The sequence below is a fragment of the Burkholderia sp. PAMC 26561 genome, from assembly GCF_001557535.2.
Classification (GTDB): Bacteria; Pseudomonadota; Gammaproteobacteria; order Burkholderiales; family Burkholderiaceae; genus Caballeronia.
The window spans coordinates 2368040-2394175 of sequence record NZ_CP014306.1; the positions used below are offsets into that span (position 1 = coordinate 2368040).

General features: G+C 61.4%; 20 protein-coding genes. 12 read left to right on the plus strand and 8 right to left on the minus strand.

Going from position 1 to position 26136, the window contains the following annotated elements:
- Window positions 1-61 precede the first annotated feature (61 nt).
- Both gluQRS and AXG89_RS10980 read right to left on the minus strand, forming a co-directional pair.
- Window positions 62-946: a tRNA glutamyl-Q(34) synthetase GluQRS gene (gene gluQRS / locus AXG89_RS10975; RefSeq protein WP_062169680.1), complete on the minus strand. Its 885-nt coding sequence runs from the start codon at window positions 944-946 to the stop codon at window positions 62-64.
- A gap of 58 nt (window positions 947-1004) precedes the next feature.
- Window positions 1005-1874 carry a sulfurtransferase gene (locus tag AXG89_RS10980; protein WP_082771395.1) on the minus strand — a complete coding sequence of 290 codons (870 nt, stop codon included), beginning with the start codon at window positions 1872-1874 and terminating at the stop codon, window positions 1005-1007.
- 249 nt (window positions 1875-2123) lie between these two features.
- Here AXG89_RS10980 and dnaE point away from each other — a divergent pair, with 249 nt between their 5' ends.
- Both dnaE and AXG89_RS10990 read left to right on the plus strand, forming a co-directional pair.
- Window positions 2124-5687: a DNA polymerase III subunit alpha gene (gene dnaE / locus AXG89_RS10985; RefSeq protein WP_172811965.1), complete on the plus strand. Its 3564-nt coding sequence runs from the start codon at window positions 2124-2126 to the stop codon at window positions 5685-5687.
- The gene (locus AXG89_RS10990; RefSeq protein ID WP_062169682.1) at window positions 5687-6784 is read left to right on the plus strand and encodes a glycosyltransferase family 4 protein; all 1098 of its coding nucleotides are present in this window, start codon (window positions 5687-5689) and stop codon (window positions 6782-6784) included. Before dnaE ends, AXG89_RS10990 begins: the two co-directional genes overlap by 1 nt.
- Here the strand turns inward: AXG89_RS10990 and AXG89_RS10995 are convergent.
- Complete coding sequence (locus tag AXG89_RS10995; protein ID WP_061998974.1) at window positions 6753-7520, minus strand: glycosyltransferase family 2 protein; 768 nt, start codon at window positions 7518-7520, stop codon at window positions 6753-6755. The genes AXG89_RS10990 and AXG89_RS10995 overlap by 32 nt on opposite strands.
- 303 nt (window positions 7521-7823) lie before the next feature.
- Between AXG89_RS10995 and AXG89_RS11000 the strand changes: the two genes are divergently transcribed.
- The 6 genes from AXG89_RS11000 (at window position 7824) to msbA (ending at window position 15630) form a co-directional block, all read left to right on the plus strand.
- Window positions 7824-8921 (plus strand): glycosyltransferase, encoded by a 1098-nt coding sequence (locus tag AXG89_RS11000; protein WP_061998975.1) that lies wholly within the window; start codon window positions 7824-7826, stop codon window positions 8919-8921.
- Window positions 8918-9736, plus strand: a complete 819-nt coding sequence (locus AXG89_RS11005) for a polysaccharide deacetylase family protein (protein ID WP_062169684.1) — start codon at window positions 8918-8920, stop codon at window positions 9734-9736. Before AXG89_RS11000 ends, AXG89_RS11005 begins: the two co-directional genes overlap by 4 nt.
- A 119-nt stretch (window positions 9737-9855) precedes the next feature.
- Window positions 9856-11091: a nucleotide sugar dehydrogenase gene (locus tag AXG89_RS11010; RefSeq protein ID WP_335671950.1), complete on the plus strand. Its 1236-nt coding sequence runs from the start codon at window positions 9856-9858 to the stop codon at window positions 11089-11091.
- A gap of 114 nt (window positions 11092-11205) precedes the next feature.
- Window positions 11206-12342, plus strand: a complete 1137-nt coding sequence (locus AXG89_RS11015; RefSeq protein ID WP_061998978.1) for a glycosyltransferase family 9 protein — start codon at window positions 11206-11208, stop codon at window positions 12340-12342.
- On the plus strand, window positions 12339-13625 hold the full coding sequence (locus tag AXG89_RS11020) for an O-antigen ligase family protein (protein WP_062169686.1): 1287 nt from the start codon (window positions 12339-12341) through the stop codon (window positions 13623-13625). The genes AXG89_RS11015 and AXG89_RS11020 overlap by 4 nt, the downstream gene beginning before the upstream one ends.
- Before the next feature lie 286 nt (window positions 13626-13911).
- Complete coding sequence (gene msbA / locus AXG89_RS11025) at window positions 13912-15630, plus strand: lipid A export permease/ATP-binding protein MsbA (RefSeq protein WP_236873419.1); 1719 nt, start codon at window positions 13912-13914, stop codon at window positions 15628-15630.
- A 72-nt stretch (window positions 15631-15702) separates the two neighbouring features.
- Here the strand turns inward: msbA and AXG89_RS11030 are convergent, their stop codons facing one another.
- From AXG89_RS11030 to AXG89_RS42110, 4 genes are all read right to left on the minus strand, one after another.
- Window positions 15703-16341, minus strand: a complete 639-nt coding sequence (locus AXG89_RS11030) for a VC0807 family protein (protein WP_061998980.1) — start codon at window positions 16339-16341, stop codon at window positions 15703-15705.
- A 31-nt stretch (window positions 16342-16372) separates the two neighbouring features.
- Entirely contained in the window at window positions 16373-16672 is a 300-nt protein-coding gene (locus AXG89_RS11035; protein WP_061998981.1) for a hypothetical protein, read from the minus strand.
- Window positions 16673-16760: 88 nt separating this feature from the next.
- Entirely contained in the window at window positions 16761-19952 is a 3192-nt protein-coding gene (locus AXG89_RS11040; protein WP_062169689.1) for a multidrug efflux RND transporter permease subunit, read from the minus strand.
- A gap of 373 nt (window positions 19953-20325) precedes the next feature.
- Complete coding sequence (locus AXG89_RS42110; RefSeq protein WP_162916047.1) at window positions 20326-20547, minus strand: hypothetical protein; 222 nt, start codon at window positions 20545-20547, stop codon at window positions 20326-20328.
- A 651-nt stretch (window positions 20548-21198) separates the two neighbouring features.
- Here AXG89_RS42110 and AXG89_RS11045 point away from each other — a divergent pair.
- From AXG89_RS11045 to AXG89_RS11060, 4 genes are all read left to right on the plus strand, one after another.
- Complete coding sequence (locus AXG89_RS11045) at window positions 21199-23307, plus strand: ATP-binding protein (protein ID WP_062169691.1); 2109 nt, start codon at window positions 21199-21201, stop codon at window positions 23305-23307.
- Between the two features lie 197 nt (window positions 23308-23504).
- Window positions 23505-23735, plus strand: coding sequence for a hypothetical protein (locus AXG89_RS11050; RefSeq protein WP_061998984.1), 231 nt, complete (start codon window positions 23505-23507; stop codon window positions 23733-23735).
- Window positions 23736-23990: 255 nt separating this feature from the next.
- Complete coding sequence (locus AXG89_RS11055; protein ID WP_061998985.1) at window positions 23991-24269, plus strand: BrnT family toxin; 279 nt, start codon at window positions 23991-23993, stop codon at window positions 24267-24269.
- Window positions 24262-24531: a BrnA antitoxin family protein gene (locus AXG89_RS11060; protein WP_236873329.1), complete on the plus strand. Its 270-nt coding sequence runs from the start codon at window positions 24262-24264 to the stop codon at window positions 24529-24531. Before AXG89_RS11055 ends, AXG89_RS11060 begins: the two co-directional genes overlap by 8 nt.
- 130 nt (window positions 24532-24661) lie before the next feature.
- Here AXG89_RS11060 and rng read toward each other — a convergent pair whose 3' ends face one another.
- Window positions 24662-26131: a ribonuclease G gene (rng, locus tag AXG89_RS11065; protein WP_061998993.1), complete on the minus strand. Its 1470-nt coding sequence runs from the start codon at window positions 26129-26131 to the stop codon at window positions 24662-24664.
- Window positions 26132-26136 lie beyond the last annotated feature (5 nt).

Genomic DNA, 26136 nt, shown 5'->3' on the forward strand with positions numbered 1-26136 from the left:
GGGAGTGTGTAGCGAAGAAAGCGGCCGCGATGCCGCTTTTTGCTTTTTGAAGATTACGAAACTACGGCCCGAACCTTCGCGCCCATTGAGTCGTGGCGTCCAAGAAAAAAGCTTCAAGCGATCCGGCGGACAAGGGTTCCAGGCTGAGATGCCTCGCTGCTTGCGTCAATGCTGCGAGCGGTTTGGCCGTGTCCAGTGCCGTTGCGCCGGTTTGTTTGCTGAGCTTCTCGCCGTGGTCGTTCTCGACCACGGGCACGTGCAGATAAACGGGCGTCGGCACATCGAGGCATCGCTGCAAATAGATCTGGCGGGCGGTCGAATCTAGCAAGTCTGCGCCGCGAACAACATGCGTGATGCCGCAATCTGCATCGTCCACTACAACTGCAAGTTGATACGCCCATTCGCCATCGGCGCGGTTGAGCACGAAGTCGCCCACTTCCGTTGCAAGGTCCTGCGTCTGCGTTCCCTGCCAGCGATCCTCGAAAGTGAATATGGCGGCGTCTCCGTCCGGCACGCGCATTCGCCAGGCGCGCGGCGGCTTGCCATGCAATCCGTCGCGGCAGGTCCCTGGATAAGCGAGCGTGGCGTGCCGCAAGTGAGCATGCGCGAGCGAATCGGCTATCTCGCGGCGCGTGCATCCACAGGGAAACACAAATCCCGCCGATAACAACTGGTCGAACGCTCTCTGATACGCGTCCTCGCGTTCACTCTGCCAAACGGGTTTCTCGTCGGAATGCATGCCGAACCTGCGCAGCGTTTCGAGGATATCGTCAGCCGCGCCGGCTACTGTGCGCGGACCGTCCACGTCTTCGATCCGCACGAGCCATGTGCCGCGATGGGCGCGTGCGTCGAGGAAACTGGCCAGCGCGCTCACCAGCGAACCGAAATGCAGCGGTCCGGTGGGGGAAGGCGCAAATCGCCCGCGATAGCCTTGTCCGGCGTTCATTGGCTGAGCCTGCTTATTGGCATCGCTCCAAAAAGAACCAGCCACGCGGGCGCGGCCCTCATGCCTTGTGTCGCTGCTCGCCGGGGCCGGGGAAAGACGCCCGGCCATCGGCGGTGATTGCGGCGTGCGCTTCGTCGCTGTTTGCAGCCTCGTCTTCCGCGCCCGCGGCATCGCCACTTAGCGGATTTGCCGCCGGCTCGAGCGCCGCGTTCAACGCCGTCCGATGATCGAACACAAAACACTCGCCGTGGTAATGCGCGCCGCCGACTTCCTCGAAGTATTTGAGGATGCCGCCTTCGAGCTGATACACGTGGTCAATGCCCACTTCCTTCATGTGGATCGCTGCCTTCTCGCAGCGGATTCCTCCGGTGCAAAACGATACCACCGTCTTGCCTTCCAGTTCCGCGCGGTGCGCTTCGATCACGTCCGGAAATTCGCTGAATTTGTCGATGCGGTAATCGAGCGCCTGATCGAACGTGCCCACGTCGACTTCGAACGCATTGCGCGTGTCGAGCATCACGACCGGACGGCCTTCGTCGTCATGTCCACGGTCGAGCCACGACTTGAGCCGGGCTGCGGGGACGGACGGCGCACGGCCCAGTTCCGGTTTGATCGCCGGCTTTTTCATGGTGATGATCTCGCGCTTGAGTTTCACCAGCATCTTGCCGAACGGCTGCGTGGCCGAGATGCTTTCCTTGAATTCCAGGTCCGCGAATTTGCCTTCGAAGAGCGCGTCCGTGCGCAGGTAGTGCATGAATGCATGGATAGGTTCCGGCTCGCCCGCGACAAACAGATTGATGCCTTCGGGCGCGAGCAGGATCGTCCCGCGAAGGCCAAGCGCCGCGCAGCGCTCTACGAGCAACGGCCGCCAGTCGGCGCCGCTCTCGATGCTCACGAATTTATATGCCGAAAGATTGATGATGCTCATGACGCAAATGCTCTTAAAGTGCTTGAAAACGGGCGTTGACGGGCGATAAAGCGGGTTCGACAAGCGGAAACGGCATCTGTCGAATCCGTATTATCTCGCAAACGGCCCGCGCTTCCGACTCGGCCGTTCGGCTAACGAGTACACGTCGATGCGGCACTTTTTTCATCATGCGGATCGATCTTGCGGAACCATAGGTCGAATGGCTAACGCGCGCTTTCAAGGCTATTTTCGCGAATAGGCGCATGTACAATATCGTTCATGTCAGATCCCCGCTTTGTCCATCTTCGTGTTCACTCCGAATTCTCGATTGCCGACGGCATCGTGCGCCTTGACGACGTCGTCAAGGCCGCAGCCAAGGACGGCCAGGGCGCGCTCGCGCTGACCGATCTCGGCAATGCATTCGGCCTCGTCAGGTTCTACAAGGAAGCGCGCAGCAAGGGCGTGAAGCCCATTGCCGGCTGCGACGTCTGGATCACCAATCCAGCGGATCGCGACAAGCCCGCGCGTTTGCTCTTGCTCGTCAAGAATCAGCGCGGTTATCTGAACCTGTGCGAACTCCTGTCGAAAGCGTGGCTGACGAACCAGTATCGCGGACGCGCGGAAGTCGAGTACGAATGGCTCGAAGGCGGGTTGTCGGAAGGATTGCTGGCGCTGTCAGGCGCGCAGCATGGCGACATTGGCATGGCGTTCGCCGCCGGTAACGACCAGGCAGCGCAACGTCACGCAGAGCGCTGGGCGAAGCTGTTCCCGAATGCGTTTTACATCGAGTTGCAGAGGGCCGGACACCCGGGCGGCGAGACCTATATCCAGCAGGCTGTCGCGCTCGCCGCGCAGTTGCAGCTGCCGGTCGTCGCCACGCATCCCATGCAGTTCATGACGCCGGACGACTTTACGGCGCACGAAGCGCGCGTGTGTATTTCCGAAGGAGACATGCTCGCCAATCCGCGTCGTCAGAAGCGCTTTACGACCGAGCAATATTTCCGTACGCAAGAGGAGATGTGCGCGTTGTTCGCGGACATTCCATCAGCATTAACGAACACCGTCGAAATTGCGAAGCGCTGCAATCTCAAGCTCGAACTTGGCAAGCCGAAACTGCCGCTGTTCCCGACGCCCGACGGCATGTCGCTCGACGACTACCTCGTGCATTTGTCGAAGGAAGGGCTCGAGAAACGCCTGGCCCAGCTCTACCCCGACGAAGCCGCGCGCGAAGCGCAGCGCGAGACGTATTACGCGCGCCTGGAATTCGAGTGCAAGACCATCATCGGCATGGGCTTCCCGGGCTACTTCCTGATCGTCGCCGACTTCATCATGTGGGCGAAGAACAATGGTGTGCCGGTCGGGCCGGGCCGGGGATCGGGCGCCGGCTCGCTCGTCGCGTATGCGTTGTTCATTACCGACCTGGATCCGCTCAAGTACAACCTGCTGTTCGAACGGTTCCTGAATCCGGACCGCGTGTCCATGCCTGACTTCGATATCGACTTCTGTCAGGAAGGGCGGGACCGCGTCATTCAATACGTGAAGCAGAAGTACGGGGCTGACGCCGTATCGCAGATCGCGACGTTCGGTACGATGGCCGCGAAGGCCGCCGTGCGCGACATTGGACGGGTGCTCGATCTGGGCTACATGTTCACCGATGGCATCGCCAAGCTGATTCCGTTCAAGCCGGGCAAGCACGTGACCATCGCGGACGCGTTGAAGGAAGAGCCGACGCTGCAGGAACGCTTCGACAACGAAGACGAAGTGCATCAGTTGATCGAGCTGGCGCAACGTGTGGAAGGGCTCACGCGCAACGTCGGCATGCATGCGGGCGGCGTGCTGATCGCGCCGGGCAAGCTCACGGACTTCTGCCCGCTCTACACGCAGGGCGAAGACGGCGGCGTGGTCAGCCAGTACGACAAGGACGACGTGGAAGCGGTCGGGCTCGTGAAGTTCGACTTCTTGGGCCTGACCACGCTCACCATTCTCGACTGGGCTGAACGGTATATCCGCCGGCTGGATCCATCGAAGAAAGACTGGAATCTGTCGCAGGTTCCGCTAGACGATCCCGCTTCGTTCCAGATCCTTAAGAAAGCGAATACGGTCGCCGTATTCCAGCTTGAAAGCCGCGGCATGCAGGGCATGCTGAAGGACGCGCAGCCTGACCGGTTCGAGGACATCATCGCGCTGGTGGCGTTGTATCGACCGGGCCCGATGGACCTGATCCCGAGCTTCTGCGCGCGTAAGCATGGCCGCGAAATCGTCGAGTATCCGGACCCGCGCGTGGAATCCGTCCTGAAAGAGACCTACGGCATCATGGTCTATCAGGAGCAGGTGATGCAGATGGCGCAGATCATCGGCGGATACTCGCTCGGTGGCGCCGACTTGCTGCGGCGCGCGATGGGCAAGAAGAAGGCCGAGGAAATGGCCGAGCATCGCGAACTGTTCCGGCAGGGCGCGGCGAAGAATGGACTGACCGCGGTCAAGGCCGACGAAATCTTCGACTTGATGGAGAAGTTCGCCGGCTACGGTTTCAACAAGTCGCACGCGGCCGCCTACGCGTTGCTCGCGTATTTCACGGCGTGGCTGAAGGCGCATCATCCAGCCGAATTCATGGCGGCCAACATGTCGCTCGCCATGGACGACACGGACAAGGTCAAGATCCTGTTCGAGGATTGCCTCGTCAACAAGATGGTCGTGTTGCCGCCGGACATCAACCAGTCGGCGTACCGGTTCGAGCCAGTGCCCGAAGCCGATGGCAAGCGTTCGAAGACCATCCGGTACGGACTCGGTGCGGTGAAGGGCAGCGGGCAGAGTGCTATCGAAGAGATCTTGCGGGCGCGCGACGAAGCGCCGTTCACGGATATCTTCGACTTCTGCACACGCGTGGATCGGCGCATGGTGAACCGGCGCACGGTGGAAGCGCTGATTCGCGCCGGCGCGTTCGATTCGCTGCATGACAATCGGGCGCAACTGATTGCATCGGTGCCGCTCGCCATGGAAGCGGCGGATCAGGCCGCGGCGAACGCCATGCAGTCCGGTCTCTTCGACATGGGCGACGAACCGCAACAAGGTCACGAACTCGTCGACGAACCCATGTGGTCGGACAAGAAGCGCCTGCAGGAAGAGAAGAGCGCGCTGGGTTTCTATTTGTCGGGCCATCTCTTCGACGCCTACAAGACCGAAGTCCGCCGTTTCGTCCGCCAGAAGATCGGCGAGTTGAAGGAAGGGCGCGAGAAGCTGGTTGCGGGCGTGATCACGACCATGCGCACGCAGATGACCCAGCGCGGCAAGATGCTGATCGTCAATCTCGACGACGGCACCGGCCAGTGCGAAGTCACTGTGTTCAACGAGCAGTTCGAGGCGAACAAGGCGCTCTACAAGGAAGACGAGTTGCTGGTCGTGCAGGGTCAGGCGCGCAACGACGCGTTCACCGGCGGCATTCGTTTTACGGTTGAAGCGGCAATGGATCTGGAGCGCGCGCGCAGCAAATACGCGCAATCCGTGAAGGTCGAAATGAACGGCAACGCGGACGCTTTGCGATTGAAGAAGGTGCTGGAAGCGCATAGCGCACCGCCCGAGCAGGCTGCGGCGCCCGCTGCTGTTCAGCCCTCATCGCGGGGCGGCTTCAGAGGCGGCGATCGCGATGGCGGCGGCCGTGGTCAGCGCGTGCCGGTCCCAATCCCGAATGGCCTGAACGTGAGCATCCTGTACCGAAGCGAACACGCGGAAGGCGAAGTGCGGCTTGGCGACGAATGGCGGGTGAAACCAACCGACGACCTCATCACGGCGTTGCGCGGAGAGTTCGCGGGAAGCTCCATCGAAATCGTTTATTGATGCGCGCCGGGACCGACGCGCGGCCAAGTCTCGGCATCTCCGCAAATGCGCTCAAACAAAGCGGCGGCCTCGAGCGTTACGCGCTGGACCTGGTTCGCGGGCTCAACGCGGCCGGCTACACGGGCGAGCGCAAGCCGGCGTTTTTTGCCCGCAAGATCGACACTTCTCAGCCCGAAAGCGCGATGGTTGCGGCGCACAGGATCAACGTATCCTTGCTGCCGTCCAAGCTGCGCGATTCCTATTTCAACTGGGCGTTGAAGCGTGCGCGCAAGAAGGCGCAAGTCGATGTGCTGATTGGCTGCAATCGCGTGGAGTCTTCGGAGATCGCGATTTGCGGCGGTACGCACATCGGTTTCCTGGCCGCGACCGGACGTCATGAACGTCCCTCTGACACCCGTCAGATCAAGATCGAGCGTTTGCAGTATCAGCAGGCCACGGTGATCGTCGCGCACTCGGAGATGATGCGCGACGAGTTGCGCGCGCTCTACGCCGTGCCCGATTCGAAGATCCGTGTGCTTTATCCGCCCGTGGATGGCGCGCGCTTCTCGCCGGTATCCGCCGAAAAACGCGTGGAGCTGCGCAAGCAGTTCGGTTTCGCCAATAACGAGATCATCCTGCTGTTTCCATCCAGTAGTCACGAGCGCAAGGGTTTGCCGCTGATCGAAGCGGCGTTGCGCGACAGCGGCTTGCCCGTGGTGATCGCAGTCGCGGGAAGGCCGCCTGTGCAGACATCGGAAGCGCTCAGATATATCGGGTACGCGAAGAACATCGAGGACGCGTATCGGGCGGCGGACTTCACGATTCTTGCATCTTCGTATGAACCGTTCGGGCTAGTGGGTATCGAGTCGGTGATGTGCGGAACACCGGTGATTTTCCCGACGAGCATCGGCTGCGTCAGCGCGATTGCTGACAACGCCAAATTCACGTTTCAGCCCGGCAATGCCGATGATCTGCGCCGCGCGGTGCAGCGCGCGCTTGCAGCAAAACCGGCGAATGCATCGGCCGAATCCATTCTCTACGACACGAGCATCGCGGCGCACGTCAGCGCCTTGCTGGAACTCGCCGTCAGTGCGGCTGGTTCAACTGTGACAGTTTGAGAAAGCGGTAATACACGGTCTGCGCGTTGAACACCGCGATCATGAAACCGGCGCGGCCATCGAGAAAACCACGGCGCAGGAAATAGGTCCGCACGAACGCCCATGCACCGCGCAGCACCGCGGTGCTGAAGCTGCCGCGCTTGCCCGCCGCGTGACGTTGTTGTGCACCGGCCGTCGAGTACGTATCGAGCTTGCGCAGCACGGTCTCGAAGTCCTCGTAAGAGTAATGCATCAGCTTGCCGTTCAAGCGCGCGACCTTTGTTGCGTCCGGTTGTGTGAGCACGAGCCGCTCGTGCACGAGATCATCGGAGAAACGCGCCGTGCCGCGTTTGAAGAGCCTGGGAATCCAGTCCGGATACCAGCCGCTGTGGCGAATCCAGTTCCCGCAAAAATTCGATAAACGGTCGACCGCGTAGACATCGGCCTGTGGCTTGGCGAGCGCTTCTCGGATCGCCAGGCCCAGTTCGGGCGACACGATTTCATCGGCGTCGATCGACAATATCCAGTCTGTTGTCAGCGCATCGAGCGCGCGGTTTTTCTGCGGGCCGAAGCCGGGCCAGTCCGGCGCGTCTATCACACGGGCACGATGCGCCTCGGCGATCCCGGCGGTAGCGTCGGTGCTGCCGCCATCGATCACGACGATTTCATCGGCGAACGCGACTGCCTCGAGGCATTGCGCGAGTCGGGCCGCAGCATTGAACGTGATAAGGGCGATGCCGAGCGTTGGGCGGGTCATGGGGCGTGAAAAAGGTACATGAATTGCTATAATTTGACGCTAAAAGCACCGGCCGCGAGTGCTGCGTTTATAGTCGCGGTCGCGGCAATTTATGCCGTGAGCTGCACCAGATCGTGCATGGCTGCAAGACTGGTTGAAGTGCACATCGAGCACCAGGCATCAGGCGGTGTGGCGTGCCTGAAGTCTGCGAAGCTGGACATCGTTATACCAGACTCGGCCTGCCCGGCTCAGCGCCGAAACTCACAATACAACCGCCTGGGGCAAGCAGCGGCACGTCAGGATCAAACGGAGTCCATCACTGCAATGAAACCGCTGAGAATTTTGCACAGCGAATCGTCCAACGGGTGGGGCGGTCAGGAACATCGCACATTCAAGGAAATGCTTGCGCTGCGTGAACGCGGCCATACGCTGGAACTCGTTTGTGTTCCGGGCGCGCGGCTCGGCGAGCGGCTCGGCGCGGAAGGCTTCACGATTCACACCACACCCATGCGATCGGGCATGGACGTGAGCGCGGTCGCGCGCATTCGGCAGCTTTTGAAGGAACGCCGTTTCGACGTGCTCAATACGCACAGTGGCCGCGACAGCCTGCTTGGCGGCGCTGCCGCGCGTCTCGCAGGTACGCCGCTGATCGTGCGCACTCGCCATCTCGCGCTTGCCATCACCTCGCGCGCCACGTACACATGGCTGCCGCACAAGGTGGTCGCCGTGAGCCAGTCGGTGCGGCGTTATCTGGTATCCGAAGGCGTGCCGGAAAACGATGTCGTGACCATTTATACGGGTATCGCGAAACCACCGTCGGTGAGCCGCGCGGCATCCACGCTGCGCGCGGAACTTGGCCTCGGAGAGAACGCGGTAATCGCCGGCACGGTCGCAATCCTGCGCGACAAGAAAGGCCACGCGGATTTGATCCGGATTGCGAAACCTTTGATCCAACAGCGTCCAAACCTGCATTTTGTGTTCGCCGGCGACGGACCTCTCTTCGATGAAATCCGCGCGAGCGTGCAGGACAACGGTCTTGCCGATCACATCCATATGCTCGGGCTGCGCCGCGACATCCCCAATGTGCTGGCAGGCTTCGATCTGTTCGTGCTGCCGACACATCAGGAGGCGCTGGGGACGTCGTTTATCGAGGCCATGGCTGCAGGACTGCCTGTGATCGGCACGGCGGTGGACGGTGTGCCCGAGGTTATCGACGACGGCGTGAACGGCCTGCTCGTTCCGGCGCACGACGACCGGGCGCTCGCCGCCGCCCTGCTGCGCCTGGCCGATGCCCCCGACGACCGCCGCCGTATGGGCGATGCCGGTTTGCGCATCACGCAGACGCGTTTTTCGGTGGACACCATGGCGAACGAAATGGCTGCGTTTTATGTGAGCAGCCTGAGCGAGCGGGGCCTCGCATGAAGACGGCGCGCGCCGTGCCCGTGCTGATGTATCACCACGTGAGCCCGGCGGCGGGCGCAGTGACCGTATCGCCGACGAATTTCGCGGACCAGATGGCGATGCTCGCGCGCGAGGGTTACACGACATTGGGTGCGAGCGCTTTCAGCGCGTATCTTGCAGGCGAGCCGGTGCCCGAGAAGTCCGTGGTGCTCACCTTCGACGACGGATACCTCGACAACTGGGTTCACGCCCATCCGGTGCTCGCACGGCACGGATTTACGGCGCTCGGTTTCCTGGTATCGGGATGGATCAACGACGGCCCCGTGCGTTCCAACTCGGTGAGCGCATTGCCGGACCTGCCCGAGTTGCTGGGGCATACGGCATCGAAGGCGGCGATCGAGGCAGGTGAAACGGACAAGGTGATCGTCCGTTGGTCCGAGATTCATGCCATGCGCCAGGCCGGAACGTTCGAATTCCACAGCCATACGCACACGCATACGCGCTGGGATCGGGTGAGCGCGGACCCGGCTGTCAGACGCGCCAGCCTGCGATATGACTTGCTAGAAGCCCGCGCGACGCTCGAACAGAATCTCGGCGAGGCATCGGATCATCTTTGCTGGCCGCAGGGTTATTTCGATACCGACTATCAAGAAGAGGCCGCCGCCGCGGGGTTCCGGCATCTCTACACGGTGCAACCGGGCACGAACGTCCAGCGCGGTGATCCGGGTCATATCTTCCGGCTCGACGTACGCGACAAACCCGCTGCGTGGCTGAAAAGCCGCCTGTGGGTTCACAGCCGGCCGCTTCTCAGCCGCCTTTACCTGAAAATCAAATGACGATGGACCGAAGCAGCCGCCGCGGCGACGCATTCGGACCCACGCGAGTCCCGACACTTACGAGTAATTATCGCCATGCATGATCGACACGTCTCCGTTATCGGCCTGGGTTATGTGGGTTGCCCGTCGCCGTTGCCTTTGGCATGCAGCGCCGCACGATTGGCTTCGACGTCAGCCCGAACCGGCTCGCCGACCTTCGCGCGGGTCTGGACCGCAACGGCGAGGTCAGCCGCGACGAACTGGCTGGGGCGCAGATCGAACTGACCGACAGCGTCGAGAGCCTGAAGCAAGCCGACTTCCACATCGTCGCGGTGCCGACTCCGATCAGCGCCGGCGCGCAGCCGGACCTGCAGCCGGTGATCCGCGCCTCCGAAACGGTCGGCCGGGCGCTCAAGCGCGGCGACATCGTGGTGTACGAATCGACGGTTTATCCCGGTGTCACCGAAGAAATCTGCGTGCCGATTCTCGAGCGCGAATCGGGCTTGTGCTTCGGCACGGATTTCACGGTGGGGTACAGCCCGGAGCGCATCAACCCGGGCGACAAGCTGCACACGTTCTGCAATATCGTGAAGATCGTCTCGGGGTCGGATGCAAGGACGCTCGACCTGGTCGCCGAGGTGTATGGCTCGGTGGTGACGGCGGGCGTGTTCCGCGCCGGGTCCATCAAGGTGGCCGAGGCCGCGAAGGTGATCGAAAACACCCAGCGCGACCTGAACATCGCGCTGATGAACGAGGCGGCGATCATTTTCGATTACCTCGATATCGATACCCGCGAAGTGCTCGACGCCGCCGGCACCAAATGGAACTTCCTGCCGTTCACGCCCGGTCTGGTGGGCGGTCACTGCATTGGCGTGGATCCTTATTACCTGACGCACAAGGCGCAGGTATCGGGTTACACGCCGCAGGTGATCCTTGCGGGACGACGGGTCAACGACGGCATGGGACGGTTTGTTGCCGAGCGTGCCGTCAAGACGCTGATCCGGACCGGCCGCGCGCCGCTGGGGGCGAAGGCGGTCGTGCTCGGGCTCACGTTCAAGGAGAATTGCCCGGACCTGCGCAATTCCAAGGTGATCGATATTGTTCATCACCTCGAAGACTACGGTCTCAACGTCCAGCTCCACGATCCGCTCGCGGACCCGGAGGAAGCTTTCACCGAATACGGCGCGTCGCTGACCGCGTTCGATGCGCTGGAACAGGCCGATCTTGTTGTTCTCGCGGTGCCGCATCGCAATTTCCTGCAAAATACGGGCGCATTGATCGCGCTGGCGAAACCGGGCGCCGTTTTCGCCGACGTGAAGTCGACCTTGCCGCTGGAGGAGATCGCTGCGGCGGGCCTCGTAGTGTGGCGTTTGTGAACGGTTAGCCGGGCCTGAACCTCCTCTATTGCCGGGTTCGCTGAATGGGCGTGGTTCCTGGCGTGTATCGATCGCAACCCACACACTCTAATTCTCAAGCAGGAACGCTGTCCGATGAGCCGACTTTCTGGACGCATGCGCATCATGACCCGCGCATTGCCCCGGCTGACGTTGAAGCCGTTGCGCCGGAAGCCGCAGGTGGTGAGGCGCGTCCTGATTGCGCATCACTTGTTGCTTGGCGACACGCTGCTGCTGACGCCGCTCATCGCCAAATTGCGCGCCCAACATCCGGATGCGCAGATCGTGCTGACCTGTCCGAAGCCGATCGTGCCGCTTTACGCCGGCAAGCCGTTCGGTATCGATGTGATTCCCTTCGATCCGCGCGACCAGCGCTCGGTCAGGGCCGTGTTGCGTTCGGGACCGTACGATCTCGGCATCGTAGCCGGGGATAATCGTCATGCGTGGCTGGCGCTCGCGGCCGGATGCCGGTGGATCGTCGGTCACGCGCACGATCTCCCTGCCTGGAAGAACTGGCCGCTCAACCAGGCCGTGCCCTATCCAGACCATCCGGGCGCGTGGGCCGATATTGCCGCCGGGTTGATCGACGGGCCGGCGCCGCGGGCATATCGGACGGAGGACTGGCCAGCTCCGGCGCCTGCGGCGCTCGCGGAAGACGATGCACGCATCTTGCAGCAACCTTACGTGGTGCTGCATCCAGGCGCGAGCACTGACGTCAAGCGCTGGCCCGATGAGCGCTGGCGCGCGCTGGCGGCTTATGTGGAAACGCTCGGGCTCAGGCCGGTATGGAGCGGCGGCCCCAGCGAAACCGGGTTGATCGACGCAATCGATCCCGCCGGACGGTATGCGAGCTTTGCCGGCCGTATCGATTTGCGTCAGGTGTGGCATATGTTCGCCGGTGCGCGGGCGATCGTCTGCCCTGATACCGGCGTGGCTCATCTCGGACGTCTGACCGGCGTGCCGACCATCGCGCTGTTCGGGCCGGGCAACGCACTGATCCATGGCGCGGGAAACTACTGGCGCGATGCGCCGTTCACGCCGGTTACTATCGCTGAAATGCCGTGCCGTGATCAACCCGATATTTTCAGGCGGTACGTGGCGTGGGCCCGCCGCTGTGATCGCAATACATCGACGTGCGTCGCATGGCGCGGCGACCATGCCGACTGCATGGGCTTTATATCGCTTGAGGCCGTCTGCAAAAGCTTGCGGGCGGCTCTTCCGGGAGTGCAATGACGAAGATGTGCGTGAAGGTGGAACGCGTCCTGTGGGTGGCGTGTCCAGTCATTATGTTTGTCGCGATGTTCGCCCACATGACCGCGCTCGAAAACCTGTCGCTGGGACTTGTGGGGATCGGCACGCTTGCCGCGGCATTTTCGCCGGACCGGCCATCGCCGTTGCGCTGGCCGTTGGTACTGCCTATAGCGGCCTGGGGCGCCTGGGCGCTGATATCCGTCTCGTGGTCGCCGTTCCCGCGCGACAGCATGCATGCGTGGCTCGACGAAGTGCTGTATCCGCTCGTGTCTTTCCTGGCGTTCTGGCTCATCGGCACACGCACTGAGCGGCCGCAGCAGATCGTGCTGATCAACTGGGTTGCGTGCCTGCTGCTCGCGGCCGGCAGTGTGTATTACTGGGGCCGCCTGCAGCCGCCCACCAATCCCGCCGATGTCCTTCTTCACTACTACAACCGGGTTGGCCACACGAGCACGCTCGCCATCTTCTCGATAACCCTTTTCACCGGCTTCCTGATGGATCGCCGCTGGCGGCTTTTCGGGCTGAGCGGCATTGTGCTGGCGCTGGTCATCGGCCTGGCGACGCTCAATCGGTTTTTCTGGCCGGCTGCGGGTGTCACGCTCGTGGTCGCGGCTTACCCGCTGTATCGGAAGCATTTGTTCCTTGCGGCGGTGAGCGTGCTGGTGATTTGCGTCGCAGCGGTGGGAACGCTCGAGCTGAGCGTGCGTTTGCGTCTCGGTCACAACATGCCGAAACCGGTGGCGCGCGAAGTCACGGTCGCCGGCGACAAGATGTACATGCCGGAGGCACTGGCGGGTATCGGCGACGCGATGTCCTCCGATACCCGTCCCAAACTGTGGGCGTTCTACGGGCGGGAGGGCGAGGCGCGCACGTGGACGGGCGTTGGTTTTGGCAAGCCTTTGCCGGGACGCGTCTTTCAGGCGGAAATTCCGCCGAGCTTGCTGGAGCGTGAGCCGCAGGCGTTGACGCACGCGCATAACCTTTTCCTGAACACGTGGCTCGAGACGGGCATTGTCGGCGTGGTGCTGGAGATTTCGTTGCTGCTGGCGTTGATCTGGCGCTTCTGGCGTCTGCGGCACGCGGTGCCATGGGTGAGCGCTGCGGGAATAGCGCTGGCGGTGGGCATGATCGCGAAAAATTCCACCGATGACTTCATGTGGCAGACGACGGCACTTGCATTCTGGTGTTTTTCCGGCTTCCTGATGGGGCAGGGGGAAAAGCTGGCTGGAATGGTTCCGAAAGCGCGCAACGGCGAACAGCGATGATCGTGCGCCGTATGTGTTAGCCGCGTTTCTGAGCTTCTCGGAAAATTGCCGTGGCGAAGCGCCGAGGGTGTTAATGAGACAGAGCACCCCACCGCATTACAATACCGGTTTGCCGAACCGGCACAGGGCAGAGTCAGGGCAAGAGCACAAAAGCACAGGCGCCGTGCGAGCGGCCAAGTCCCGTGCGCGCCCGCCCATGCACCAACCAGGAAAACAACTTTTGAGTCAAAAGCCAACCTTGAGCAAAACGATCGGCGGCGGCAAGACCACATCGCCCGCCGCCGTCATGACCCGGCTCTGGCCATACATCAAGCCGCTCCTCGGCATCGTGACGCTCGGCCTGATCGCGATGGGTTTTGTCGCCGCCAGCGAAGCCGGTATCCCGATGCTGCTCAAACCGCTGCTCGACCACGGCTTCGGCGCGAACGGCAGCGCGAGCGCCAAGTGGATCGTGCCTGCTGCGGTTGTCGGTCTCGCGGTCGTGCGCGGCGGCATGCAGTATGCGTCCGGCTACCTGCTTTCGTACGTCACCAACAAGATCCTGCTCGAACTGCGCCTCAAGATGTTCGACCGGATGATCAACACCAGCGCCGGTTTTTTCCAGCGCGAAACTGCCAGTACTATCATCAACGCGATCGTGTTCGAGGTGAACCAGATCCTGAACGTGCTGCAAAGCGTTGTCGTGACGCTCGTGCGCGATTCGCTGACGGTGATCTTCCTGCTCGGCTATCTATTCATCCTAAACTGGCGCCTGACGCTCGTGATCGCGGTGATCCTGCCGGCTATCGGCTGGCTGGTCAGCAAGATCAACCGGCGGTTGCGCCGCCTGAACCGCGAGCATCAGTTGCTCACGAACGAGCTGTCGTACATCGTTGAAGAAACGGTCGGCGGCTACAAGGTCGTGAAGGTGCATAACGGCCAGAAGTACGAAAACGACCGCTTCACCGACATGAGCAACCGCCTGCGCGGCTACTCCATGCGCATGACGGTGTCGGGCGGTCTCGCCCAGCCGCTGACGCAATTCCTCGCATCGATTGCGCTCGCGATCGTGATCACCATCGCCGTCGTGCAATCGGCGAACGACCAGACCACGGTCGGCGGTTTCGTCGCGTTCGTCACGTCCATGCTGCTGGTGATCTCGCCGCTCAAGCACCTGATCGACATCAACCAGCCGCTGCAGCGCGGCATGACGGCGGCCGAGCTGATCTTCGGTCTGATCGATGAACCCGTCGAGCCCGAAGGCGGCGGCCGTCCCTTGCAGCGCGCGCGCGGCGAAGTGGAATTCCGCGACGTGTCGTTCAGCTATGGCACGAGCGGCGCGCCTACGCTCGATGCCGTGTCGTTCAAGGTCGCGCCGGGCGAGATGGTGGCGCTGGCGGGGGCATCGGGCAGCGGCAAGACAACGCTGGTCAACCTGCTGCCGCGTTTCTTCGACCCGGCCGGCGGCGCGGTCATGGTCGACGGCGTGGCGCTTCCCGAATACAGCCTCCACGACCTGCGCAGCCAAATGGCGATGGTGAGCCAGGACGTGGTGCTCTTCAACGACACGATCGCCGCCAATGTCGCGTATGGCCAGACACCGGACCGCGAACGCGTGAGAGCGGCGCTCGCCGCGGCAAATCTGGCGGACGTGGTCGACGCCATGCCCGAAGGCATGGAGACACGCGTAGGCGGCAACGGCATGCGGCTCTCGGGGGGCCAGCGCCAGCGGCTTGCGATTGCGCGCGCCATTTACAAGGATGCACCGATCCTGATCCTCGACGAAGCGACGTCCGCGCTCGACTCCGAATCCGAGCGGCACGTCCAGGAAGCGCTGGAAACCCTGATGAAAGGGCGCACGACGCTGGTCATCGCGCACCGGTTATCGACGATCGAGCGCGCGGATCGCATCCTCGTGATGGACGCGGGCAAGATCGCCGAGCAGGGCAGTCACGCCGAATTGCTGCGGCACAACGGGCTGTATGCGAACCTGCATCGGATCCAGTATCAGCAGCAAGCGGCTTGAAACAAGAAGTCGCTCTGACCGAAACGCGCGCTTTGCTCAACAGGCAAGGGCGCGTTTTTTATTTGCGCGGGTTCACGATTGAACCGGCGTTGCCGGTGCGGCCGCCTCGCGCGCTTTCATCCGCTTGCGATAAATGATCGTCCACACCGTCAGGCCGCCATAAATCCCGTAGCCGATAAACGGCGACACCAGCAGGAAGCGTTCGATCGGCCAATGCCACGCAAGCCACGCGCGCAGCAGGTTCTCGCCGGTCAGCCCCAGTCCCCACGCAAACGTCATCAGGCGGATCGAGCGGCGCAATTGAGGCCGGCTCTCCCACAGTGTCTCGAAGCGCTCGGCGCCGCCATCGGATTCGCGTGCCACCGTCGCCCGTGCGAGGTAGAACGTCAGCGGCCGGCGCGCGACGAGCGATAGCAGGAACGCAAGGCCGATGGCGCCGGATGCCATCGATTCACGCATCAGCAAGAGGCGCGGACTGCCGCCAAGCGCCATCAGCACGATGGACAGCGCAATGCCGATCAACACCAGCACGCTCAGGGCATCGACACGCCGGTTCCTTGCAAACTCGGCAAGACTCCAGACAATCGGCGGCACCGCCGATGCATACAGCGCCCCAAGCTCACCCCAATACGGCAACGCGAGTTTGTAAGCGAGCCAGGGCAGCAGCAGATTCACCACGAGCTCGATCACTTGTGCGGGGCGAATCTTCATATTGAACGGAGGGCGGGTCAAAGGCGGATATTCACGTAAAGATCGACACGACGATTGCCAGCCAAAGCGCGCCCACGCCTGCCAGAAAGGCGTGCCGCGCATGGCGTATCAGGGAGTCGTCGTCGGGGTGGGCGACGGGGGAGGTGGCGAGCCAGGGCACCAGACCCAGGCATATGAAGCCGCCGAGTGCAAGGATGGCCACGGTAACATCGGCGAAATGCCACTGGGTTGATTCGTGGATGCCCCAGTACCCGAGGAATACGATGCCGATTGAAAACACAGTCGCCGCCGCCGAACTGAGCGCGGCGACTGTACCCGCGGGATAGGCCATTCCAACCTCCGGCGAACGCGTTAAACGCGGATTGTAGCAATCATAGGTCGTTGCGACGGGAGTTTGGGAAAGCGGTGCGGCCGCCCGGTCAGCTATCGCGCGAACCCTGGATATCGGCGCGGGGCAGGTCGTCGAGTTCTGTGCTGGCCGATGGTTTTTCGCGGGTCATCGACTTGAATTTGCGCTGCATGAATCTTTGCACCGATACCACGATGAAAAACGCCAGCGGCGTGAACACGAGCCCGAGGACGGTCGCGGTGATCGCGCCGCCGAACACGCCGGTGCCAATCGAACGCCGGCTTTCCGCCCCGGCGCCGCTCGACACGAGCAGCGGCGTGACGCCCAGCAAAAATGCCGCCGATGTCATCACGATTGGCCGGAAGCGGGCGCTTGCAGCGGCGACGATGGCTTCGGCCAGCGCCATGCCATCGGCGTGAAGCGTGCGGGCGAACTGCACGATCAAGATCGCGTTTTTCGCCGATAACCCGATCACCGTGATCATGCCGACCTTGAAATACACGTCGTTCGGCATGCCGCGCGTGTACATCGCGATCACCGCGCCGATCATGCCGAGCGGCACGATGGTCAGCACCGCCAGCGGAATGGTCCAGCTCTCGTAGAGCGCGGCCAGCGCCATGAACACGGCCAGCAGCGACAAGCCGATCAGCACCGGCGTGAGCCGCGCCGCGCGGGTCTCTTCGAGCGCGGTATCGGTCCAGTCGAAGCCGACGCCAACCGGCAGCATCTGCGCGAGGCGCTCCATTTCGGCCATCGCCGCGCCGGAGCTCACGCCGTTGGCCGGGCGGCCGCTGACATCGATTGAAGGCGAGCCGTTGTAGCGCGTGAGCACGGAAGGACCGGTCGTCCAGTGGAGCGATGCCACCGACGACAACGGCACCATCTGCCCCGCAAGATTGCGCACCGAGAGATTCATGAGATCGGCTTCGGTCATGCGCGAAGACGCATCGGCGGCGATCATCACGCGGCGCATCCGGCCGCCGGACGGGAAGTCGTCGATGTACGTCGAGCCGAAGGTATTGCCGAGCGCATCGCCGATCCTGTCGAACGACACCCCCAGCGCATACGCTTTTGCACGGTCGACATCCAGCACGATGCGCGGTGCGTCCGGCAGCGCTTCCGAGTGGACATCGGCGAACGCGGGGTTGCGTTTGGCTTGATCGAAGAGCTGTTCCCGCGCCGCGGTCAACGCCTGGATTCCAATGCCGCCACGGTCCTCCAGGCGCATCACGAAGCCTTCTGAATGGCCCATGCCGGGCACGGGCGGCGGCATCTGCGCCGAGACCGTCGCGTCCATGATGCCCGCGAGCGAGCGGTTCAATTTGTCGCGCAGCGCGCCTGCATCGATATCCCGCGCGGACCAGTCCTTCAGGTCCACGAAACACATTGCCACGTTCTGGCCGCTGCCCTGGAAGCTCCAGCCAACGACGCTCGTGATATTCGATACCGCCGGTTCGCGTCGAAGAATGGCTTCCGTTTGTTCGATAGCGGCGAGTGTGCGCGCCTGCGTGGCGCCGGCCGGCAATTGCACCATGACCTGGAGCTGGGCCTGGTCTTCCTGTGGCAGGAAACCATTGGGCATATGCATATAAAGCAGCGCGCATGCGCCGGCGAGCATGAGATACACCACGAACATGGAACCTGCCCGACGCAACACGCGTGCGACGAGGCCGCTGTATTTGCGCGAGGTCCAGTCGAACATGGCGGGAAAGCCGCGTGAACTGTGCTTGCCGTGAGCACCATGTCCTCGCGCGTCGCGCGGCGGCGCCTTCAGCAAGTTCGCGCACAACGCGGGCGTAAGCGAGAGCGCGGTGAACGCGGAGACGAGGATCGACGCGATCATTGCCACCGTGAATTGCCGATAGATCCCGCCTACGCTGCCCGGGAAAAAGGCCATCGGTACGAACACGGCAGTAAGCACCGCCGTGATGCCGACAATCGCGCTGCCCATCTGTTTCATCGCGCGGCGCGTGGCGGCCTTGGGTGCAAGACCTTCCTCACGCATCACGCGATCGACGTTTTCGACGACCACGATCGCGTCATCGACAAGAATGCCGATTGCAAGCACCAGCGCGAACATGGTGAAGACGTTGATGGACATGCCGAGCGCGTAGAGCGCGAGCAGCGCGCCGGTGAGCGCGACCGGAATCACGACGGTCGGCACGAGCGCATACCGCAAGTCGCGCAGGAACAGCCACATGACGAGGAACACGAGCAGCACGGCTTCGAGCAGGGTCAGCGCCACTTCGTGCAGCGCGACGTGGACAAACCTGGAGGTATCGAAGGGGATCACGACTGCCACGCCCGGCGGCAAGCTGCGCGACAGTTCGGCGAGCTTCGCGCGAATTGCATCCGACGTTTCGATGGCGTTGCCTTGCGGCGAGAGCTTGATCCCGACCGTTGCCGATGGTTTGCCGTTCAGCCGTGAAAACGACGCGTAACTATCGCGGCCCACCTCTACACGCGCCACGTCTTTCAGCCGGACCGCCGATCCGTCCGGCCGCGCCTTCAGCACGATTTCGCCGAATTCCTGCGGCGAGATCAACTGGCCGCGCACGGTCACCGTCGCCGTCAGTTGCTGCCCCTCGACGAACGGCACGTCGCCGAGCGTGCCGGCTGTTACCGTCGAGTTTTGCGTGGCGATGGCCTGCGTCACGTCGGCGGCGGCGAGGTTGTACTCGCGCAGTTTCATCGGATCGATCCAGACGCGCAGCGCCTCGCCCGCGTCCCACAAATCGGCGGCGCCGACGCCCGGCGCGCGCTTCAGGTCGCGCAGCATGTAGCGGTTCACGTAGTCGCTCAGCACCACTGAATCGCGCTTGCCATCGGTGGAGGTGAGCGCCACGAGCATTAGGAAGGTGCCCGTGGACTTGAACACGCTGATGCCTTGCTGGACGACCTGCTGCGGCAGCCGCGATTCGATCTGCTTCATGCGGTTCTGGACATCGACCATGGCGATGTCCGGGTTCGTTCCCGCCGAGAAGGTGGCGGCGATCTCGAGTTCGCCGATGCTGTCGCTCGTGGTTTCGTAGTACTGCAGGCCTTCGGCGCCATCGAGACTTTCTTCGATCACGCTCGCGACCGTGTTGTCGACGCTTTCCGGCGCGGCTCCCGGATACATGGCCGAGATCACGATGCGCGGCGGCGTCAGCCGCGGGTATTGCGCGACGGGCAGGAAGGGCGTGACGAGCGCGCCCGCCACGAAAATGGCGAGCGCAACGATCCATGCAAATACCGGACGATCGATAAAGAAAGACGACACGCAGGTCCTGACGATTTAACGGGGTTGATCCGGGCTTTTTTCTGGAAAAGCGTCTGCGAGGCGCGGATGCGCGAGCAGCGGAGCCGACGGAAAATCGATCTTAGAAATATAAAAAGACCGTGTCCAGCATTATTAAAAAGGAGGATTGAAACAGGCGCGCTTCATATTTATTTAATAATCGCGCCAGTGCGTATCTTCACTTTTCCAAATGCTGGAATATGTGTTTAACGCATTGCCTATTATCAAACCTGATACCGGGTGTGCTGGTTCGACGTTGAGGCCGAGGGCAACGCGATGTCGCTTGTTGAGTTGGATGTGCGGCTTCCGGCAGGCCTGCCTTCGCAGTTGCCGGAGCGCCAGGGACGTCAATATTTCAGCCACACGTGGACGCCGGTCTTGAATTCGAGTCTTCGAGCATCGAGATGGCCGCGTGTATTTGTCCAACTCGTTTGCGCTGGGCGGGCATGAGCGTCAAGGACAACATCGAGTCCACGCGTTTTCTCCAGTACGACAGAGAAAGCCCGTGACTCGCGGCAATCTTGTTTACCACGCGTTCAAGATGCACGAGATCTTTTTCGATAAGATAGTTATTCAATTTAATTCCCCGGTTGCGCCACAATTCGGTTGCTATTAATGGTGGCCTGTTTGATTCGAGCCGTTTGCTTTTATTGTCTGAGCGTTCTCGTTCAGACCCGCACTGGTCAATGCGATACGTTTTAGGTGCACGAGACGTGCCACGTATTTCGAAGAGAACACGATTGCTGCTACACCCCGTAGCGTCCCCAGCCGGTCACATTCACCGGGCTGTTACGCCGCAGCGTTACGTAACGGCGGCGAAAAGATCGTAACGCGGAGAGGGATGGAGTGGGTCATCGTTGCCGGTTTAGCTATTTTGGGCGGTGGGACTCAATTAGATTTTACCGGGCCTTTTTCCCGCATTTTTTGTACGGCGCTAATTCGTTTCTACCGATTAAACGGTGAACAGGTTCACAGGTGTAGGTGGTGCGGCGTTATAACTACATCCGCCGAATTAATCCCGATATTGTCTCGACCGCATTTGCCAATAGCGACTAGTATCAGTTAAAAGGACGGCGAAAAATAACGCCACCCATCCTGATATATCTCGCGTGGCGGAAGGACACCCGGCGCGAATTCTCAGGAAACAGATTGGCCGGCTCGCCCCGCGTTCGTACGCTTTTTGCGTCGATTGTTCGTGCGATTTGCCGGTTCTCGGAAGGAGCTTCCGATGAATCCTTCAACCCAACCGGGCTCCCTTATTATTTCGTCCTCTGACTCGAAGGCCCTGAATGAGGAATTACAGGCGATCAATGGGGAGCTTCGTTCTACCGGCGAGGGGCTCGAAGCAGGTAAGGAAGAGCTTCAGTCGGTCAATGAAGAACTCGTCACGGTGAACATCGCGCTGGCCGATACAGTCGCCGAAACCGTCGACGCCAACGACGAGCTGCAAGACCTGATCACCTCCACCGGTGTAGCAACGGTGGCCGTCGATCGCGAACTGCGGATCAAACGATACACGCCGCGTGCGGCCGAATTGTTCCGGCTGAGTGCATCGGATATCGGGCGGTCCCTGCTTCATATCACCCATGGGCTCGATTATCCCGACATGGCCGCCGACGCCCGCGCCGCATTCAACGAGTTCAAACTGACCGAACGCGAGATCGGCTCGGATCGAGGCGAATGGTTTATCGCGCGCGTATTGCCGTATCGCAGGGCGGGTGATCACATCGACGGCGCCGTGATCGCCCTGATCGACATCACCGTGCGTCGCGCCGCCGAAACCGCCATGCGCAGCAGCGAAGAACGCCTGTGGCTCGCGGCCGTCACCACGGACGACTATGCAATCATCGTGCAGGACATGGATGGTCTCGTGGTCATGTGGAACGGCGGCGCGCAGCGCATTTTCGGCTACCTGGAAAGCGAAGTGCGGGGCAAGCCTATCGATCTCATCTTTCTTCCCGATGACCGCGACGCACACGTGCCGCAGATGGAACGCCAGCGGGCTACCCAGGCCGGGCGCGCAGAAGACGAACGCTGGCATGTGCGCAGCGATGGCGTAGAGGTCTTCTGCAGCGGCGTGACGACGCCCGTCGAATCGGGTTCGTTCCGGGGTTTCGCGACGATCTCCCGCGATGTCACCGGCAAGACCGGCGTCGAAAGTCCGCAGCAACTCACGCTGGCGCTGGAGCGCGCCATTCGCACACAAGCCGAAGCCGCAAATCGCGTGAAGGACGAGTTCTTTTCTTTCCTGTCGCATGAGTTGAAGAACCCGCTCAACCTGATTCACGTCAAGGCCGAGCTGCTCACGCGCACCCCCGAGGTGCGCGACAACGCGATCGTCCAGGATGCCGCCGACGCCATCCAGCGCGCGGTGGCGGGACAGGCGAAGATCATCGACGACCTGCTGGATTTGTCGCGCGTGCGCACGGGCAAGCTCGCGCTGCGGTTCTCGCCGGTGGACGTGACGTCGATGTTGCGTGCAGTCGTGCAAGCAAGCACGGCGGATGCGGTTTCGGGGGGTATCGATTTATCGATGACAGGCGCCGACGCCGCCATGATGATTTACGCCGACGCCGAACGCGTCGAGCAGATGATCTGGAATCTCGTGCGCAATGCGCTGAAATTCACGCCGCGCGGCGGGCGCGTGCAGTTGGCGATATCGCAGCTTGCGGGTTCCGTATGCCTTGACGTGACGGACACCGGGCAGGGCATTGCGCCGGACTTTCTGCCACGCATCTTCGAGATGTTCAGTCAGGCCGATGGCGGCGGCCGTCGCGATCGCGGTGGTCTCGGTATCGGACTGTCGCTCGTGAAGCAGCTTGCAGAGTTGCATGGCGGGCGCATCGAGGCGGAGTCGGCAGGGTTGGGACAGGGCGCGCGCTTCAGGCTGTGGTTGCCGGAGAATGCGCCGTCGCCGCGCGGGGAAGCGCCGCGCGAACTCGTCGATCCGAGCATCCTGACGGGCCTGCGCGTGCTGCTTGTCGATGATTCCGTCGAAGCGCTCGAAGCGTTTCGCACGTTGCTGGAAATGGAAGGCGCGCATGTGCGGGCTGAGCCGAGCGCGGAGCAGGCGCTCGTGGCCACGACGCAGCAGGAGTTCGACGTGGTGCTTTCGGACATCGGCATGCCGACCATGAACGGCTACGAGATGATCCGGCAGATGCGCAGCACGCCGCGAACCGCGAGAATTCCGGCGCTTGCGCTTACGGGTTTTGGCCGCGAGCAGGACGTGAAAAAAGCGCTGGATGCCGGCTTCGACGGGCATTTGAGCAAGCCGGTTTCGCTGCATGCGCTGGTCGCAGCGATCGACCGGAGTTTGCATAAGTCTTTCAGTTGAGCGATTTTCTGTTTCACCAATATAAAAATTCCGGACACGATGTGGCGCGGCTGAATCTGGCCGCTGTTTGCGTGCGTATATTCGATCGGTATCGATCGAGGGGCCGTTGATCTTGAACATTTCGAGCGGCCGTATCGATGCCAGTCACAGCTTTTGTCTGCTCCAGAAAACGATGCTATTGAAGATTGGAGAGCGCAATGCACAACGACCTCACCGAATTCGAACTGGACTGGCTGCTCGAACTGGCAATTAACGGAAGCGGGAGGATACCCGCCACGATTGCCGCGCATTTTCGGGAACTGGGTTACGCCGAACTGATCTTTTCGACGACCTGCGTCACGCGCAAGGGCCGCGAAACATTGATGGCAGGAATGCAGGCCGGAGCGGGTTCGAAGATCAAGGTGCGGCCGGGGGTGTTGCTGGATTGAAGTGGGGTGTGCGGCACCCTGGCGGCCGCTACTTCGAGTCACTTGGAGGTTCGCTGATCTTTTTCACATCAATGTGGCGAACCCGACGGCGAGGGGAAATGAAGGTGTACATGGCAACCTCCCAACGAAGCTGGCCTCTCGCTCGTCCTGCTACGGAACAAGGACGTGCAGCGTATGGGCGGGACGTGCACGACCCGGCACTAGCTCAACGCTTTCTCTTTGCATTATACGTATTTTGTATATACAATTAGGTTCATGCACGTCACCTTCGATCCGAACAAGAATTCTCGAAACATCACCGACCGTGGCCTTTCCTTTGAGCGTGCAGTGGACTTTGATTTCGGAACCGCCCTTATAGGCTCCGACGAGCGGCGCGAGTACGGCGAGGTTCGGTACATTGCGCTCGGCTTCCTTGACGCCCGTTTGCATGTGCTGTGTTTCACTGAAACCGATGATGGGATCCGCGTAATCAGTTTTCGCAAGGCTAATTCGAGAGAGGTAAAACGCTATGACAGCACGCAAACCCATGATTGATGAGCACGGTGAAGTGCGTGAACTCACGACTGACGATCTGAAGACGTTCGAGCGCGGTGAGAACGCGTTGCCGCCATCTTTGCGCGCGAAAGTTGGGGTACGTGGCAGCCAGAAGGCTCCGACCAAGGTTCCGCTTTCGCTTCGACTGTCGCCGCAGGTGGTGGCGGCTTTCAAGGAAACTGGAGATGGCTGGCAGACACGGATTGATCTGGTGCTGTCTGAGTGGCTGAAAACGCATTCGCCGAAAGAGTTGACGGTATAGCTGCACCATGCGTTTTCCTACGGATCGAACGCCGTGCTCGCGAGCGTCGGGCTTAGAACAATCTCAGGCTCTTAGCTCGGGCGCGGCTTTCATGGGCGCTCTTTATGCGGTCCTTTCCGGCGTGGCATGATCACATCAAGACAATGTCGTATTGTTCCTGACTCAAATTCGACTCGACCTGCAACGACACCGGCTTGCCGATAAAGTCCATCAGCATGGCCAGATGCTGCGACTCTTCTTCCAGGAACAGATCGATTACCTGCTGTGACGCCACCACCCGGAACTCGCGCGGGTTGAATTGCCGCGACTCGCGCATGATCTCGCGCAGCACGTCATAACACACCGTTCGCGGTGTCTTGACTTGGCCTTTTCCATCGCACGTCGGGCAAGGTTCGCACAGCACATGGGCAAGCGATTCGCGCGTGCGCTTGCGCGTCATCTCGACCAGTCCAAGCTGGGAAAATCCGTTGACCGTCACCCGCGTGCGGTCGCGCGACAACGCCTTCTTCAACTCCCCGAGAACCTGATCGCGATGCTCGACGTTCTCCATATCGATGAAATCGATGATGATGATCCCGCCCAGATTCCTGAGCCGCAATTGCCGCGCAATCGTATGGGCGGCTTCGAGATTGGTCTTGAAGATCGTATCGTCGAAATTCCGGGCGCCGACATAACCGCCCGTATTCACGTCGATAGTGGTCATGGCCTCGGTCTGATCGATCATCAGATATCCGCCCGACTTCAGATCCACGCGGCGGGATAACGCGCGCTGAATCTCCGCTTCGATGTTGTACAGATCGTAAAGCGGGCGCTCGCCCGAATAATGATGCACGCGCGATGCAACCGCCGGCGTGAACTCGGCCGCAAAGTCCGCGAGCATTTGATACGTCTCGCGCGAATCCACTTGAATGCGCGAGGTCTCGTCATTCACGAAATCGCGCAATACGCGCTGTGCCAGATTGAGATCCTGATGCAGCAACGAAGTCGGCGCCACGCGCTGGGCCTGCGCGACGATCGTCGTCCATGTCTTGCGCAAGTATGCGACGTCGGCGGCAAGTTCTTCGCTCGTCGCATCTTCTGCGATCGTGCGGACGATGTATCCGCCTTTTTCATCCACGGGCAGAACCGCCGTGAGACGCGCACGAATCGCCTCGCGCTCGGTCTCACTCGCGATCTTCTGCGAAATCCCGATATGTGGTTCCTGCGGCAAATAAACCAGCGTACGTCCTGCGATGCTCACCTGAGTCGAAAGCCGCGCGCCCTTGGTACCGATAGGATCCTTCACCACCTGCACCATCAGCGCCTGCCCTTCAAACACGATCTTCTCGATGGGGATATGCGGCGCACTCGAATGCGTCTCGCCGGCAATGCGCGGATGCCAGATATCGGCAACATGGAGGAACGCGGCGCGCTCGAGCCCTATGTCGATAAACGCCGACTGCATGCCCGGCAATACACGCACGACCTTGCCGAGATATACATTACCCACTCGGCCGCGCGACAACGTGCGCTCGACATGAAGCTCCTGCACCGCGCCTTGCTGAACGAGGGCAACGCGGGTTTCCTGCGGTGTGACGTTGATCAGAATTTCTTCGTTCATGGACG

Excerpts from the sequence above, each read along its gene's own strand:
- AXG89_RS11000 (WP_061998975.1), top strand. The coding sequence starts at position 7,824 with ATGAAACCGCTGAGAATTTTGCACAGCGAATCGTCCAACGGGTGGGGC.
- rng (WP_061998993.1), bottom strand. The coding sequence starts at position 26,131 with ATGAACGAAGAAATTCTGATCAACGTCACACCGCAGGAAACCCGCGTT.
- msbA (WP_236873419.1), top strand. The coding sequence starts at position 13,912 with ATGACCCGGCTCTGGCCATACATCAAGCCGCTCCTCGGCATCGTGACG.
- AXG89_RS11035 (WP_061998981.1), bottom strand. The coding sequence starts at position 16,672 with ATGGCCTATCCCGCGGGTACAGTCGCCGCGCTCAGTTCGGCGGCGGCG.
- AXG89_RS10995 (WP_061998974.1), bottom strand. The coding sequence starts at position 7,520 with ATGACCCGCCCAACGCTCGGCATCGCCCTTATCACGTTCAATGCTGCG.
- AXG89_RS11050 (WP_061998984.1), top strand. The coding sequence starts at position 23,505 with ATGCACAACGACCTCACCGAATTCGAACTGGACTGGCTGCTCGAACTG.
- AXG89_RS11045 (WP_062169691.1), top strand. The coding sequence starts at position 21,199 with ATGAATCCTTCAACCCAACCGGGCTCCCTTATTATTTCGTCCTCTGAC.
- AXG89_RS11015 (WP_061998978.1), top strand. The coding sequence starts at position 11,206 with ATGAGCCGACTTTCTGGACGCATGCGCATCATGACCCGCGCATTGCCC.
- AXG89_RS11020 (WP_062169686.1), top strand. The coding sequence starts at position 12,339 with ATGACGAAGATGTGCGTGAAGGTGGAACGCGTCCTGTGGGTGGCGTGT.
- AXG89_RS11060 (WP_236873329.1), top strand. The coding sequence starts at position 24,262 with ATGATTGATGAGCACGGTGAAGTGCGTGAACTCACGACTGACGATCTG.
- AXG89_RS11005 (WP_062169684.1), top strand. The coding sequence starts at position 8,918 with ATGAAGACGGCGCGCGCCGTGCCCGTGCTGATGTATCACCACGTGAGC.
- gluQRS (WP_062169680.1), bottom strand. The coding sequence starts at position 946 with ATGAACGCCGGACAAGGCTATCGCGGGCGATTTGCGCCTTCCCCCACC.
- AXG89_RS11030 (WP_061998980.1), bottom strand. The coding sequence starts at position 16,341 with ATGAAGATTCGCCCCGCACAAGTGATCGAGCTCGTGGTGAATCTGCTG.
- AXG89_RS10990 (WP_062169682.1), top strand. The coding sequence starts at position 5,687 with ATGCGCGCCGGGACCGACGCGCGGCCAAGTCTCGGCATCTCCGCAAAT.
- AXG89_RS11055 (WP_061998985.1), top strand. The coding sequence starts at position 23,991 with ATGCACGTCACCTTCGATCCGAACAAGAATTCTCGAAACATCACCGAC.
- AXG89_RS10980 (WP_082771395.1), bottom strand. The coding sequence starts at position 1,874 with ATGAGCATCATCAATCTTTCGGCATATAAATTCGTGAGCATCGAGAGC.